Raw genomic sequence first — 15,730 nt, 5'->3', positions numbered from 1 at the left:
GCAAGAAGAGGGTTTAAACAATTTTTACATAATAAGATATATTTTGCGGCAGTTTGCCTTGGAGGTGATATAGTTGAAACGTATAAGTGTTCTACTTGTAATAGGACTAGTAATTATAATCCTTGCTGGCTGTGGAGGGGTAGAAACACGAGAAAAAATATTTCCGGATGGTAGGAAACTTATAATTGATGCTGCTGGAAAAATCATATCTGATAGTAATCCTGAACCACTTGAAGGGTATACCTATGACGAACAGACAGGACGGTATGTTAATGAAACTACCGGCATTTGGTATATCGTTGAAAATGGGCAAAAGGTAATACCGCCCGAAGAATACTTTGATCCTGATGAAGTAGGCATACCCAGCGGTATAAATATTTCAAACCGTCCCGACGATGTATGAGAACTTAAAGAGGTACGTGAGGTAACCATTCAATCAGGAGATACGCTTGTTGATATTATCAACCCGTACTTTATGAATGAACATTACAGAATGAATTATGAATGGTATGCTAAACAGGTCCTGGAACTTAACAACATTACCGACCCTAACTTTATAAAAGCTGGAGAAACTTTAAAGATACCGATTTATATTGACAAAGGTGCAAAAGTGAACTAGTGAGTGGTAGCATGAAACAGTTAAAAAACGTGTTGCTGTTCTCTGCCTGGTTTCTATAAAAGACCGGAACAGGGTATTTTTATTATTGTTAAGCTGAAAGGGATGATAAAGATTGGTTCAAATACAATCATTGATGCGGGCTGTAATAAACTTTTATAGTTTTAACAACAGAAATGCTCCCGTAGTAATCACAAGAGTAAAAGAACACGACAGTGAAAGAATGTGCATGGACAGACTAGAAAGAGCAATTTTTGACTCATGTGATGAAGACTGCAAGGCAACTCCATCAAGATATGCAATATGGGGAGAAGACATCCGTAGCCTTAGTATTTCTGCAAAAGAAGCAATGAAAAACGGGAACATCGAACAAGCAGAAAAATCAATGAATCAAGTTATTAATAGTATGGGCGCATTTATAGACGCTCAATTGATACTCAGCAATTTGCCTGGAAACATCAGCTTTGTAAAATCAAAAGATATTATTAAATCCTATATAACCAGCTTACTAGAAAACAACGAAGCATCAGATCCTGAAACGGATTATTTAATTGACAGTATGAAAGAGATAATGAACAGCATTGAATAAAGGGATTGATTAATAAAAGAGTCATTTATCATGCAACTAGAATCCGAAATCTAATTCCCTATCAAATAGAGGAAATATGACAAGGAGGGTTAAAATGTCAACTGAATTGACACAGGAAAAATTGAAGAAAATAGCAGTTGCTCACAGAATAAATCCTTACGCGGATATTATTCCATACGAGCTTGGGTTTGGTTTTCCGCAAATATACTATTCTGGTTTTTTCACTCAACCAGATGAATTCATTATATATGCAGCACCAGCATATACGTTTAAAGATAAAACACAGATAACCGGTTATACAGGCAGAACCGCCGGTGTAAGTGTGCGTGTTGCAAAAGGAGTTTCCCTTCGAACTGGTGGCTATGGAGGAAAGCCAATAAGAGGAACTGTTAGGGACTGCAATTATGGTGATATCATTATTACTAATAAGCGTGTTGTTTTTATCGGAAAAGATGATAATTTTGATTTTGCCGTAGAGAAAATAACTGCAGTAAAAATACTCGATGCTTTTAGTTTCGTAATTAAAGCTGGCCGTTCATCTAAAAACATTGGTACAGATGCGGCTATTTTAAATTACATAACAGGATTTATTAACTACAGTATACAAGCTTATAATGAAGGACGTAATTTGTTTGAAAAACGCGCAGAACTAGAAAGGGGTATTAGTCAAGAAGAAATTGAACTTTGTAATCAAGTACGTAATATGATAAATAAAATAAAGATCAGAAAATTAAATAAAAATGGCTGCCTCTGGACTGTCGCTAAAATTCTCGGTGTTACAGTAGTTTTGGCAATAATTTCGCTTATTGTTATTTTGATTGCTGTTCCCAAAAATGAGAATGTAAAAGAGAATGAACCTACTGTCACTGATAAAAGTATTATTGAATTACTTACTCTACCTAATCATCCTTTAATTTATGATAATTATACCGATGCTGTTAATTTCTATAAAAATATTGGGGATTCCCGAATTGAGGTTACAACAATAAGTGAACATGCACAAAAGCAAAGAAACCTCAAATCAATACATGATGATAAAACAATACTGTATCTAATCCAGCACTCAACAAATAAAGACTATATTGGCACGATTCAAATCAATTTGTATGATTCTACCGGGAAAGATATGACTTTAGAAGGTGCTGTTGAGTTGATCACAAGTTATCTCCCCGATTACTTTGGAAAGTACTATCGCATGACGGATTGTTATAAATATGAGAACGATGGTACTGTTATTTATGTTTATGCTGCAAGGCTTAATGATGCTGGAATTGTCTTTCAAAATGAGTCTGCACCATATCTTTCTCCTTATTATTACATAAAGTTAATTAAATATGCTGACGGAGAACATTGGAAACTAGAAACGGGGTATTCAGCTAATGGTGGTAAAGATAAAGGGTGGATTGAAAAATATGCAGAGCCTTGGGAATTTAACTTTGCTGATTATTTATCATAACGGAACCATTCAATTTATCAAATAAGAAATATATTATGTCTGAAAGTTCAAGAACATACATAATACTGCCATTACCATCAAGCTGGGAAAAGAGGGTCGGCATTTACTGCTGTGTAAGTACAATTAATAAGATTGAATGGTATAGCCATGATATACAGATTGATTTGTTTCCTTGAACGTCGGTTTTCAGAAAAAAAGACCGAAAAACCCATTGACATGTTCCCGTAAACGTAAGGTTCAAAAAATAAGCCCAAGACATCAATCCGAGCGGCTCAAGCCACGTGGAGAGTGTAATAGGAATGCAAAGAAAGATACGTAGAAATCTTGAGTTTTCAGCACTTTACGAGATTCACTACTTTCACAACGGATGGCGAAGATTTCAGAAATAAATTTTTGAGAGATAAAATTTATATTTCCGTTGTGCTGGACATGGAGTGTGTTCACATGTTTACACAGTGCTTTGAGTAGAGTGCTTAGACATGACAATATTACGCAGTGTTAAACAAATTTAAGACTGGGCAATGATAAGAGAATGTCGGTTTTTTAGACAGCATTCTCTTTTTATATATAAATTTTTTAAGTTTGATGGAAATAAATACATAAAAATAGTATAATTAATTTATATAATTAGTGTTGTGCATTTAAAAGTAAATAATTGTATTACCAAATTAATGGTAAAACAAAAGCATAAGTTGACGTAATGTGGTAGCTTTGAATTGACCAAAAACAAAACTATTTCCACGGAGGTCAAACTTATGCCTGAGATAATAATAGAACAAAGTCAAGAAGTTATCAATTATATAAATATGCTAGATTTACCTTATTCTGAAGCCATACAAAATCATATGGTTCTTATGGTCTCAGGCATTATTACCACCGAGGGAAGCAAAATGTTTCCAGGATCTATTCAAAGCATACCTGTAACCGGGATAGAAGCTGTGGTTCAAGATTCCTCGGAGAGTATAAATGGAATAACGATTATGTGGACCACAAGAGAATTAACCATTCTCTAAATGTTGTCCGTAATAGCGTGAATGAAGATACTGCAGGCTTTCTCATCATAGACGACTTTTTGAGTAAAAAAGATAAGTCCACCAAAAAGATTGAAGGCCTTGATTTCCACCATTCACACAGTGACGGAAAACCCATGTGGTCTCATTGCGTAGTTACTTCTCATTATAAAATTTCCGAATACTCACTGCCACAAAACTTCAAGCTCTATCTTAGAAAGCAGTTCTTCGGCAAAAAAGCTAAAAGGCATTTTAAAAATAAACATGAACTTGCTATGCAATTGGTTGATGAATTTACACCAGCTACAGAGACAACGTACTTACTTGTAGATGCTTGGTACACATCAGGAAAGTTAATGCTCCATGGACTTAAAAGAGGATATCACACTATAGGAAGAGTAAAATCCAACCGAGTGATTTATCCTTTTGGCATTAAAACAAGTGTAAAAGGATTCTCCACCCATATACGTAAGAATGAAACCTGCCCGGTTACAGCAGGGGACAATAAGTATTACGTATACAGGTATGAAGGAAAAATCAATGACCTTGAAAACGCCGTTATTCTAATGTGTTGGAGCAAAGCTGACCTGTCAGATAAACCAGCTTTCATTGTAAGCACGGATGTAAGTCTTAATACTGCTATTATTCTGGAATACTACCAAAACCGCTGGGACATAGAGGTTAGCTACAGATATCATAAGAATTCTCTTGGTTTTGATGAGTACCAGGTTGAATCATTGACTTCAATAAAGCGTTTCTGGAGCATGATATTCATGGCTTACACGTTTTTGGAACTATTCAGGACATCTAATGGTAAAACCTTGAAACTAAAGACCATTGGAGACACCGTAGGGTATTTTCGCCAACAGTATATGGTTGAAATTGCTAAGTTTGCATACTATTGTGCAGCTGAAGGGGTAAGTCTTGAATCTATGATTTCCAAATTAGGGATAGTTGCATAAACATTTACAATTTACTGCACGACACTAATTATATAAATATAAAAAATAATTTTTGGTTATATGGGTTGCTTATTAATGCCGAATATGAATAACTTTCTAAATTTGACGTTTGAAGTAACTGAGAACTTAATCAGGTGACAGATTTTCCTTATATATATAGAGAGATAGGATGAAAGTGGAATAGTCTAGTAAGGTTATTAATGCGAATAACAGATGCTAATTGAAAGATAATTTACATTTTGTATTAGTGTTAGTGACTTAAAACAGGAATATATGATGAACAATTGGAGGAATCACAGTTGAATAGTAATTATACATATACACAACCACAAAAAAAATCAGCGCGACACAAAGCGCTTGCATATGCAGTTGAGATTTTGACATTTGAACGTAACAATGCCTGCTGTGTAAAACGAAATTATGTAAGAAAAGTCTATGATTATTTTGCTTCCCTAGATGATTGTAACGATAAAAAAGAAGTTGAGAAAATTGATGTTTCCTATATTAATTATTGGGAAAAGTTACACGATTCTTGCGTTGGATATAAACGTCCAGAAGATTTGTATGTTTGCTATCTATGCGGTCCAGAACCAAATAATGATTTTCAGGAACTTATAAACTTAGGAATATTACCTCAAAATATCTGGGCCTTTGAAAATAATTTAACGACATACAAAGCCGCATTGTCTAGCTATGATCTTGCAGAATTTCCACAGCCTAAAATAATAAAGCAGCAAATAGAAACCTTTTTCCAACAAACCCCTAAGAAATTCGATATTGTATATATTGATGCATGCGGAGCAATTCCTTCAAAACAACATGCACTTAGGTGTTTTTCGTCTTTGTGTAAGTATCACAGATTAAACTCCCCTGGAATAGTAATATCAAATTTTGCTGAACCTGACACTATGAGTGAAAATATTAATGAATATCATGATTTACTGGCACTGTATTTTCTTTTTAAGAGAAATCCTAATATTCAAATATTATTGGAGGATTTTGGCATTCATTCTGAAGAATTTGACGCATTAAGGGAACAAATTAGCAAAGAGTTTACTTATTTTTATGGAGAATTTATTTCTAGCATACTAAGGGACAGTACTTACGCAAAACAAAATGATCCTTGAAAAATAAAGATTTCACGCACTTAATTTGTCCCAAATGGTTGTTGCGAGAGGATTTGAGACAGTATTTACCTCTTTACCTGTCCGGTCTTTGGATGTTACATTAATAATGTACACAATACCGTTGACTTTAACCTGGACAATGTCCTGCAGGAAGCTGATGGTTTCACCCATGGTATTCAAATTATTCTGTATCTGCAAAATCTGCACGAATACAGAAGTTATGAACACCAAGGAGAAGTGACCCTCAAGTTTTCTAATAGACCGGACTTGAACTTTTTCAAAGTTCAGAAACTGCTTGATGTCTCTGAAGAATACTTCAATGTCCCAACGGCAAAGGTATTTCTTGAGGATGTCTTGAGCAGCTACACCGGGCAAGTCAGTAATGATAAATCTGGTGTTTTGGATAGATGCGTTATAGCCGTTTTTGACTATTGCCATCATGGTGTTACCCACACCAGGTAAGATTACCGATAAAGCCTTGATGTAGAAGCCTGTACCGGGGTAGTACCTGTACTGTTTCTTGCTAAACAGCAGGCTTATGGTCTTAACGTTAAAGTTAACCCTGTTGTTGTACAGCACTTTGCGGTTATTCTTTATCATGCAGACATAGTGGTAACCGCACTCTGAGAGCTTTTGCAGGAGCTCTTTACAGGAATACCAGGTGTCGAATGTGACGTATTCGGCAGCCAAACCAAATTTGTGGGCGAAGGATATCATACGTATGGCTAGTTCAACCTTGGTATGATATTCTTCACACTTTTCTTCCGGTTTCCATATCCGAAACGCCACGGGGATTTTAATCCAACCATTAGACCATAGAAGGACTACAATGTGCATTCCCCAGACATACCGATTATTTGTGTGATCGTATACATAAGATGTCGGGAAAATGCTCTTGCCGAAAGGCTTCCTGATAATCACATCATCGATGATCAAATATCCAAGACCAGCCGTTTGTGACTGTATTGCCTGGATGAACAGGATCATGATATTTGTGTTATTAATAGAAAGCAACGGCAGCAGCCTTGTTATGGCATCATGGGATACCCAGTACAGCTTCTGCGCAATATATGTTGCTGTAGGATTATTAAACAGGATTATACCCATACATGCTGCAACGAAGACCAGTGTATACTTCTCAGGGAACAAAAACTTATCCAAATTGAACTTTCTCACCAGTTCAGTAATAATATCGTGAATGCCGTGCTTGGCAACGGTTATGTCGGAAATGCAATTTTTGGTAGACCTCATGGAACCCCTGCCAAAAGAATAGCATAATTCGAAAACTGGTGAATAGCTGTAATATATGGAAACCTCAATGCAACAACCTTTTAAGCTATATTCTGTTTTCAAAGTGCTGATATGACTTGTTTATGTTACTTTTGCGTAAGTACTATAAGGGATATAAGTTCAGTAATAATTCCAGTTCAAAGATTTTCAAATAATAGTCTTATTCGACAAATGGTTGACAATAGGATATTTGACACATTAAAAAATGATGTACCAAGCATTAATAACATTAAAAACAATTCACTTTCAAGATATTTTATGGTTCTGTCCTTTTTACAGGATGCTGGATTACTTGATGAAAAAACCAACTGTTTACTTTCTGAACTTGAAGGTATTTCTCCTGAAGGAATAGATGTTGTACATAGTTTCAATTTGCTATGTAACATTAAATTTAATCAAACATCTCTCAATGAAGAAATACGTGACATCAACAACTATTTTGAAAATGGAAAAAATTTATATCAATTCCTTGACAGGACACATAGCAATATGTTTTTAGATTTGGTTATTAACCAAATGGCATATCCATTACATTACAACTCAAGTGCTATACGCAGGTATTTATATAAGGCAAAAAGTAAAAAAATGTTTTTGGATATAACAGTATTAGATGAGTGTAGATATATTTATGAGTGGCTCCCTGCAATTCACCAAGTAAAATCTGCATTTAGCAATCCTTCATGGCAATACATATTCAGGTTTGCTCTAGACGGATTAGTAAAGAATCGTTATTTATATAATAATGAATTCTTTTTTCAAGGTTCTGTTATTTCAAACGATATTGAAGGTTTCAGCAATAAAACAATAGTTGAGCGTGAAGTAATTTATTGAAAGGAGCATTAAACATGGCAGGCATTGAACTTGATTATAACGACATTACTCAAATATTTCGTGAAAACTTAAAAATTGAGAATCTTGTTAAAACGATTCAGTCCATTTTTCTTAATTCTCGGTATTCAAGTAAAATTGACTATAAACCGTATTTCCAGCGAAACTATGTCTGGGATGATGAAAAGGCTACCTATTTCATTGAAAGCATCCTTCTCGGAACTGAAATTCCTCCTTTGGTCCTATTTCAGACTAAGCGAGCTAATGAAGTAATTGATGGTCGTCAACGCTACGAAACGATTCAGCGCTTTCTAAATGATAGACTAATACTAAAGGAAGAAGGGCTTCGTAGTCTAAAAGCTCTTGCAGGGAAACGATATAGTTTACTGGATGAGGAGATAAAAGAATCTTTTGAAAATACACGTCTTCGAATTTTACAATTCAGTGTAGTAAATGAGCCTTCCTTGAGTGAAGAGAAAGAAGATAAAATAAAGAAAGAAATCTTTCGAAGGTATAATTCAGGAATTATGTCATTGCAAAAAGAAGAAATTGAGCGTGCAGCTTATATTCATGATACGTTATCAAATCATTTTTATAAGTGTATTAATTGTGATGGTGATTTGTTTTCTGATTTGGTTAGTTTATTTTTGCCCAAAAGTAAAATGAAAGCTCAAAAGCGTGATAAAATAAATGTTTTACTTACACGTATCAGGACTTTATTAACTTTGCCGCGGGTTCCAATTTCTAGTTATGCTCACGGAAGTTCGAAACCAGATATAATACGAAAATATTATTATATTTTCGTCTATAATGATTCACCAGATGAAACACTATATAAATTTAAAGAAGTCATTAAAGTTCTAAAACAGATTCAAACGGAATTAAGAAAGCAAAAGCACTTTTTGTCTGAAAGCTCGTTGTTTTATGAAGTAGTATTTTGGGCTCTTTACTTAATTCCATTGGAAAAATTTAATAAAAATGAAATTTTTTCTTTCTGTAACTGTATAGCGAATGCGGAAAATATCTCATATTTTTGGGACGGCATTGATGCTGATAATAATAGTATTAAGATGATATTTGAACCAACAGGCAGTCACTATTATAAATGTAAGCGTCAAATAGCCCCCACCTTTGATTTAGCAGGGGCATAATATATATTATTTATTGGGCACTTTGCAATGACCCGGAAGATTTGCTGACCATGGCAACAAGGTGTCTAATGCATGTTGATCCTTGATATTTATATTCGGTAGACGTTCAAAGAGATAAGTAAGATATTCAAACGGGTTCAACCCATTCTCTTTTGCCGTCTCCACAATACTGTAAATTGTTGCGCTGGCATTGGCTCCTTTAGGCGTGTTGCTAAACAGCCAATTCTTCCTCCCGATTACAAAAGGCTTTATCGACCGTTCACTTCGGTTGTTATCAATCTCTAGCCTGCCGTCCAGCATAAAGGCCTCCAGCTTGTCCCACTGGTTCCGGCAGTATTGGATTGCTTTTCCTAATGAACTTTTGGGAGTTACTCTTGGACTCCAGTATTTGAGCCATTCCTTGAATTTATCAAGCACTGGTCGGCTGTGTTTCAATCGGCCCTCATATCTTTCTTCCGGTGTAACATCATGAAGCATTTTTTCTATCTCAAACAAGTTATTGCAAAATGCCAAACCTTCTTCTGTTACTGTGGGCTTGTCATCTTTTTTTGGAGGCATGGCTTTTAAGGCGTCGACAAAATAACGCCTTGCATGTGCCCAGCAACCAACCTGGATGATTCCGGGCATGCCACTATAACCATCATACCCATCCGTATGAAGGTAACCTTTGAATCCTTCAAGAAATTTTTTAGGATGTTTGCCAGCCCTGGTAGTTTGGTAGTCATAAAGAATAATCGGAGGCCCTTCCCGGCCGGTCCGGTATAGCCACATGTAGGAGGTTGAATCTGCGGCTCGCCCGGGTTCCTTGAGTACTTGGAGGGTAGTATCATCGGAATGGAGGATGTCCCTTTGCTGCAAGTGTTCCCGCATTCGTTCATATATCGGCCGCAGCCACCTGTCGGAGCTTTGTATCATCCAGTTCGCCATGGTTTGCCTGGATATTTCAATCCCCATCCTCTCCCAGTCCTGCTCTTGACGATAAAGAGGAAGCCCTTTTACAAATTTCTCCGTCATTACATGAGCTATGGCGGATGCCGAAGCCAGGCTTCCAGGAAGTGCCGGCTTTGGCATTGGGGCTGTTACTATCGGTGTAGATATTTCATTCTTCTCGCAATTACGGCAGCCATATACATACTGCACATGTTCCTTTACACGCACCTGAGCCGGAATAATTTCTATTTCCCGCCTTACTTCCTTGCTCATTTCATGCAGTTTGCCGCCACAGCAATCACAAACCTGCTCTTCTTCAGGCAAGCGATACTCTATGGTCTCTACAGGAATGTCTTTAAGCATTTCTTCTCTGTGCCCCTGCTTTTTACGACGTTTATATGTAATTTCCTCTAATGTTGGTTCGGGAACTGCAGGCTTGGCTTCTGATTCCGCCTCGTTGAAAAGATTTAGCTGTTCAGGGACTTCCGTCTTTTCACTTGAACGCCCAAAAAGCTTATGCTGATGCAGCCGGAATTGTTCTTCAAACCATTTGAGTTTTGCTTCAAGCTCGGCTTTTTCCTGCTTCAATATTTCAATTTCTGTTTGGAGTTTTTCTATTGTAACCGTTGATTTCACTGTGTTTTCCATAATTTTATTATATCATTTTTCTACGGTTTTTTCCAGGAAAATGATAAAAAATATAAATATTTTTGTCTTGAAAGTATTCATATTACTGCACTTACTGTCACTTTTTTGTGTGCCTGCTTCTGCTCCAAGGATAGTCCATCCAGCAGCCAACCCAGTTCACGGACACCAACCTTCATTGGAGTGCCGCAACTTTCTTTAGGCCATTGGAATTTGCCTTTTTCAAGCCTCCGGTAATATAGCCAGAAACCATTATGTTCCCATTGGAGGATTTTAAGCTTATCACGTTTTTTATTGCAGAACACAAATAGACAAGACGAGAAGGGGTCTAATGCGAAGCTTTGCTGGACGATGGCAGCCAGGCCATCGATAGACTTACGCATGTCGGTACTTCCACAGGCAAGGTAGACCTTGTCGGTGCCGGCTATGCTCAGCATAATTCCCTCAGCACCATTAGCACATCCAACAGATGCTTCTGGTCAAAGCCTGGTTTGACTTGAACTTCAGCTGGGCCAAATTTGATTTCGATTGATTGGCCTTTGCCTGTATGCTCTTTATGATCTACTTCTACCGGAATCCATTTGGGAGATTCTGATTGTATGATTCCGTTTTGTCTTTCTTTTCTCAACCAGTAGCTTAACTGACGAAGACTTATCCCCGCGGATTTGCAAAATGAAGTTTGCGTCTGTCCGCTGGATTTGTACTCTGCAATTATGGATGCCCATTTTTGATAAAGATCTGCTTTGGTCATAAAGTTATACCTCCAGTATATTTTCTGGAGAGATTATCTCATAAGCCTGTTTGCATTTAAATGTGGGTATTATTTACCGCTTACTTATAAATCAATAAATAATAGGTACAGATTTATTAGCAATTATTTCTCACATGTCTTTCATGTTGCTTTTGATAAGCATCTAAAAGACAATGAAGCTTTTAAGATGATAATGAGTAAGACCATAGACGTTGATCAGTACAAGCGGTATAAATTAAACAAATCGTTACCTGAGTCTGTAACTATTGACGATATCATTAATGATATGCAAAAATCACGCTTTTTAATTAGACCTCCGTATCAGAGGTCAGAAGTATTGAATGTTCAAAAGGCATCATACCTGTTAGAAAGCATAATGTTAGGCATTCAAATACCCCCTATATTCATTTATAAAAGGAACAATAAGGTAAAAGAAGTTATTGATGGGCAACAAAGATTATTAACAATTCTTGGGTTTTTAGGCAAATCATACATAGATGAAAACGGAAACTTTTCTCTATCCCAAAAAGATCGTTTTAAACTTATAAAACTTAGGATTCTTTCTGAATTAAATGGTAAGAACATTGATACTCTTGATGAAAAATATATAGATAAAATTTATGATTTTCCCATTGATATTGTGGAGATAGAACAAGAACAAAATCCTGACTTCAATGAAATTGATTTATTCCTCAGATTAAATACAAAACCTTATCCTATAAAAGAAAATACTTTTGAAATGTGGAATGCATATGCAGATAAGGATATAATAATGGCGATTAAAGCACTTACTGAAAAGTATGTTGGTGTTGTTTTTAGAGCAAAAGATTCGCGCATGAAAAATGAAGAACTTGTAACTTCACTGGCTTATATAGATTTCAAATTATCACGTGAACACTCATGCATTACAGATGTACTTAATGTATATAAACGTTATGGTCGCATTAGTGCACGAATTATAAAAAAGGAGAGTATAACCCGCACCCTTAGCGATGTATCAAATAGTAATCCATTGACTTTCTTACAATCTGTTAAAAATATTGAAGTATTTGCCAAGAAAGTTCTTGCATTAATTGATAATGATAGTTCTAAAATGAATGGCCTTTTTTCACATAAACGTAAAGGCACGCAGTGCAAAACAGATCAAAATTTCTATTTTCTTTGGGTGATGCTTAAAAACATTACTATTGAAGACATATGTAATAGAAAACGTGAAATATTTTCAAAAATATCTTATAAGTTTTCCATACTTCAAAACACGCCAGAAGATTATACGGTAGAAATGTTTCTGACTGATTTGGGGAGTATTTAGCATTGGTAATGCACTTTCGGAAAAGTTGTATAAAGCTTATTTTTATTGATAAATTAAAAACACAAATTTTCCAGTTGTCAACTTCTCATTATCCAGATTTACAAACAAATAATCGAACAGACAAGAGGACATAGTTTTAGATTATGTTCTCTTGTCATTATATGTAAACAAGTAAAGAAGCTGTTTGCTTTATTTTCCAATAGAACAAGCGGCTTTTTTGCGTGAAAGGAGGAAATTTAAGTGTCAAATCGTCCTTGCCAATCAGAAAGGCGGTGTAGCCGCCGGGGTATAATTGACCCATAAAGCCGGACAAAAATTGACCCACATCAAACCAACGGTCTATCATAAAAGTGTGACAAGCTTTTATGTGAGATGGCCGTATGATAAGGAGTGGGCTAATTAACATGATACGCGAAAAATCACTGTTTTTGGTACAATGAAAACCGAGCGTTCCGGAACTTAAAAAACCCTGCATAAAATGGAAAAACTCCATTGCAAGCACCCCTAAAAAATAATACCCTTTAAGTTGTCCACACTTGAAGGGGGTAATAGAAAGGATGCTAACAATGGAGCAAGTATATCGTATCAGAAATATGAAGAAATTTGAAGGCAAAAGTTTAAGAAAAATATCTCAGATTACCGGTCATGACTTCGAAACTGTCAAGAAGTATGTACACAAGGAAGATTTTAATCAAGCAATCCGCCCTAAGCAGAGGAGACAAGGTAAACTATCTCCATATAGGAGCATCGTCACCAGATGGCTTATCAACGATAAACAAGCACCCCATAAACAACAACACACCGCAAAAAGGGTGTACGACCGTTTGAAGGAGCTGTATGGCGATGAATTTGATGCCAGTGAGAGGTCAGTCAGAAAATTTGTTGCAGGTATTAGAAAAGAGCTTCAAATGAACTCTGAAGGATTTCTTCCGCTGGAACACCCTCCGGGAGAAGCACAGGCAGATTTTGGAGAAGCTCGGTTCATTGAGAACGGTATCACATATGACGGATACTATTTTAATATTTCCTATCCTCATAGTAATGGCGGCCATATGCAATTATTCAAGAGTGCAAACCAAGAATGCCTGTTGGAAGGCATGAAAGCAATCTTTGAACACATTGGCGGTGTTCCAACAGCCATCTGGTTTGATAACATGTCTACAGCTGTCAGGAAAGTCAAGGAGTATGGGGAAAGAGATTTAACTAAAGGATTCTTAAGATTCATGATGCACTATGGCTTTCGGAGTAACTTCTGCAACCCCAATAGTGGTCATGAAAAAGGTTCGGTAGAAAACAAGGTTGGTTATCACCGCCGGAACATGCTTGTTCCTGTTCCGGAATTTAAAGATTTAAAAGAGTACAACAAGGAACTCCTTTTAAAGTGCGATCAGGATATGAATAGGATGCATTACAAAGGATACGGGATGATTAAGGATTTATTCGAGGAAGACAGACAGGAATTTTTCAAGCTTCCGAAGGTTCCCTTTGAAGTATACCTGCATGAATTTGCTAAAGCCGACAACTATGGGAAAGTTAAGTTTGATGGCAGAATCTATTCGACTTCTCCTGGCATGGCCGGACAACAGGTCATAGTTAAAGCTGGTGCTTATGATATCGAAATACTTGATGAGGATTGCAATCATATCATTAAGCACAAACGGCTTTATGGAGAGGAAAAGGAGTCAATGAACTGGATTCCCTATCTTGAACTTATGAGTAAAAGGCCGACCGCATTAAAATACACAGGACTATACAATCAACTACCTCAAATCCTTAAGGAATTCCTCGACAAAAGTGACTACGAGGGCAAAAAGCGGACTTTAAGAATGTTTACAAAGATGGCAGAAGCAGCAAGTTTTGACACAGCAATAGAAGCATTTGAAGAAGGGATAAGATTAGGCGTCAGTGATACAGATAGTATTTGGGCGATATATTGCCGCTTAACGACCGGAACTTTACCGGAACCAGAAGTATTGTTGCCTGACACAGTTCCGGAACTTAAGAAATATACACCTGATATTAAGATATATGATCAATTGATTGTTCCCGGAGGGCTACAGGTATGAATTCAGATATGTTGATTAAACAGTATTGCAAGGAGCTCCGGTTCGGGAAGAATATATACGAGAGTTATTCAAAAATTATTGCAACCGATTATGCTGATTTTCTGGCACAGCTTCTGAAGATGGAGATAGATCGTCGGGAGCTTGTCAGGAAAAACAGGAATCTAAAATCTGCGGGTTTTGATGTCATAAAGACCTTTGAAAACTATGAATTTAGAGATATTCAGATACCAAATGCTATCAGCATTGAAGAATTGAAAACAGGAGCATTTATTGATAAGTTTGAAAACCTGATCCTTTATGGGCCGGTGGGAACCGGAAAGAGCCACATGGCTACAGCTATTGGAGTTGCAGCTTGTTCCAGGGGGAAGAAGGTAAAATTTTATCGTACAGCAGCATTAGTTAACCTTTTGAGTGAGGCAAAAGCCAAAGGGGAATTACAGAGGTTTATGAAGCAATTGAGGAAAACAGATTTATTAATCTGTGATGAATGGGGATATGTTCCCTTTGAGAAGGATGGCTCGCAGCTGCTGTTTCAGGTCATTTCAGAATGCTATGAAAAAAGGAGCGTGATAATTACAACAAATCTGGAATTCAGTAAATGGAACGGTATTTTCTATGATGAAAAACTGACCAGTGCAATTATTGACAGGCTAGTACATCACAGCCATTTGCTTGTTTTCCAAGGTCAAAGTTACAGGTTGACACACTCAACCATGAAATCCCATTAATGGGAAAGGGGTGCTCGGAAAATTAAGTTCCGCACTGCTCGGATTTATACTTGCCAAAAACAGTCGACACACGCTGATGTGATGCGTAATAAACTGCGTTCTTTTTTAATTGCCTTAATGATAAAGTGGAGTGAAGCTATTTAATATGATACTCCCCGTAGGATCTTATAAAATGGATCTCAGAAAAAGACGATATACATTTTATTATGGATGATGTTATATGTTTATTGATTTAGAAACAGAAAGGTTATTTTTGAAATGTATCGTAT

The 15,730-nt window shown here is 36.5% G+C and carries 14 protein-coding genes and 1 pseudogene; 11 read left to right on the top strand and 4 right to left on the bottom strand.

Features of this window, described 5'->3' with window-relative positions:
• Nucleotides 1-73: 73 nt before the first annotated feature.
• From CDO33_RS13340 to CDO33_RS13315, 6 genes and pseudogenes are all read left to right on the top strand, one after another.
• Nucleotides 74-403, top strand: coding sequence for an OCRE domain-containing protein (locus CDO33_RS13340; protein ID WP_103083269.1), 330 nt, complete (start codon nucleotides 74-76; stop codon nucleotides 401-403).
• Nucleotides 404-475: 72 nt separating this feature from the next.
• Nucleotides 476-619 carry a LysM peptidoglycan-binding domain-containing protein gene (locus CDO33_RS13335; RefSeq protein WP_103083270.1) on the top strand — a complete coding sequence of 48 codons (144 nt, stop codon included), beginning with the start codon at nucleotides 476-478 and terminating at the stop codon, nucleotides 617-619.
• 226 nt (nucleotides 620-845) lie between these two features.
• Nucleotides 846-1,205: a hypothetical protein gene (locus tag CDO33_RS13330; RefSeq protein ID WP_103083272.1), complete on the top strand. Its 360-nt coding sequence runs from the start codon at nucleotides 846-848 to the stop codon at nucleotides 1,203-1,205.
• 94 nt (nucleotides 1,206-1,299) lie between these two features.
• Nucleotides 1,300-2,661, top strand: coding sequence for a hypothetical protein (locus tag CDO33_RS13325; protein WP_103083271.1), 1,362 nt, complete (start codon nucleotides 1,300-1,302; stop codon nucleotides 2,659-2,661).
• Nucleotides 2,662-3,416: 755 nt separating this feature from the next.
• Nucleotides 3,417-4,633: pseudogene (locus tag CDO33_RS13320) on the top strand (IS701 family transposase).
• A 299-nt stretch (nucleotides 4,634-4,932) separates the two neighbouring features.
• Nucleotides 4,933-5,760: a hypothetical protein gene (locus CDO33_RS13315; RefSeq protein ID WP_103083327.1), complete on the top strand. Its 828-nt coding sequence runs from the start codon at nucleotides 4,933-4,935 to the stop codon at nucleotides 5,758-5,760.
• Between the two features lie 12 nt (nucleotides 5,761-5,772).
• On the opposite strand, the gene CDO33_RS13310 is transcribed toward CDO33_RS13315, so the two are convergent.
• The gene (locus CDO33_RS13310) at nucleotides 5,773-7,011 is read right to left on the bottom strand and encodes a transposase (RefSeq protein WP_103083335.1); all 1,239 of its coding nucleotides are present in this window, start codon (nucleotides 7,009-7,011) and stop codon (nucleotides 5,773-5,775) included.
• Between the two features lie 210 nt (nucleotides 7,012-7,221).
• On the opposite strand from CDO33_RS13310, the gene CDO33_RS13305 reads away from it, so the two are divergent.
• Together CDO33_RS13305 and CDO33_RS13300 are read left to right on the top strand one after the other, a co-directional pair.
• Nucleotides 7,222-7,881: a hypothetical protein gene (locus CDO33_RS13305; protein ID WP_151898657.1), complete on the top strand. Its 660-nt coding sequence runs from the start codon at nucleotides 7,222-7,224 to the stop codon at nucleotides 7,879-7,881.
• Between the two features lie 14 nt (nucleotides 7,882-7,895).
• Nucleotides 7,896-9,029: a DUF262 domain-containing protein gene (locus CDO33_RS13300; protein ID WP_103083323.1), complete on the top strand. Its 1,134-nt coding sequence runs from the start codon at nucleotides 7,896-7,898 to the stop codon at nucleotides 9,027-9,029.
• 6 nt (nucleotides 9,030-9,035) lie between these two features.
• On the opposite strand, the gene tnpC is transcribed toward CDO33_RS13300, so the two are convergent.
• From tnpC to tnpA, 3 genes are all read right to left on the bottom strand, one after another.
• On the bottom strand, nucleotides 9,036-10,607 hold the full coding sequence (gene tnpC, locus CDO33_RS13295) for an IS66 family transposase (protein WP_103089411.1): 1,572 nt from the start codon (nucleotides 10,605-10,607) through the stop codon (nucleotides 9,036-9,038).
• A gap of 77 nt (nucleotides 10,608-10,684) precedes the next feature.
• The gene (gene tnpB / locus CDO33_RS13290; RefSeq protein ID WP_028992631.1) at nucleotides 10,685-11,041 is read right to left on the bottom strand and encodes an IS66 family insertion sequence element accessory protein TnpB; all 357 of its coding nucleotides are present in this window, start codon (nucleotides 11,039-11,041) and stop codon (nucleotides 10,685-10,687) included.
• Nucleotides 11,035-11,355, bottom strand: coding sequence for an IS66 family insertion sequence element accessory protein TnpA (gene tnpA, locus CDO33_RS13285; RefSeq protein ID WP_028992632.1), 321 nt, complete (start codon nucleotides 11,353-11,355; stop codon nucleotides 11,035-11,037). The genes tnpB and tnpA overlap by 7 nt, the downstream gene beginning before the upstream one ends.
• 193 nt (nucleotides 11,356-11,548) lie before the next feature.
• On the opposite strand from tnpA, the gene CDO33_RS13280 reads away from it, so the two are divergent.
• From CDO33_RS13280 to istB, 3 genes are all read left to right on the top strand, one after another.
• Nucleotides 11,549-12,667, top strand: a complete 1,119-nt coding sequence (locus CDO33_RS13280) for a DUF262 domain-containing protein (protein ID WP_242974814.1) — start codon at nucleotides 11,549-11,551, stop codon at nucleotides 12,665-12,667.
• A 557-nt stretch (nucleotides 12,668-13,224) separates the two neighbouring features.
• Nucleotides 13,225-14,733 (top strand): IS21 family transposase, encoded by a 1,509-nt coding sequence (istA, locus tag CDO33_RS13270; RefSeq protein WP_103083258.1) that lies wholly within the window; start codon nucleotides 13,225-13,227, stop codon nucleotides 14,731-14,733.
• Nucleotides 14,730-15,461 carry an IS21-like element helper ATPase IstB gene (gene istB / locus CDO33_RS13265; RefSeq protein WP_103083259.1) on the top strand — a complete coding sequence of 244 codons (732 nt, stop codon included), beginning with the start codon at nucleotides 14,730-14,732 and terminating at the stop codon, nucleotides 15,459-15,461. Before istA ends, istB begins: the two co-directional genes overlap by 4 nt.
• Nucleotides 15,462-15,730 lie beyond the last annotated feature (269 nt).

Origin of the sequence: Clostridium thermosuccinogenes (assembly GCF_002896855.1) — a bacterium.
GTDB lineage: Bacteria > Bacillota > Clostridia > Acetivibrionales > DSM-5807 > Pseudoclostridium > Pseudoclostridium thermosuccinogenes.
This window is presented reverse-complemented; position numbering and strand designations above follow the sequence as displayed.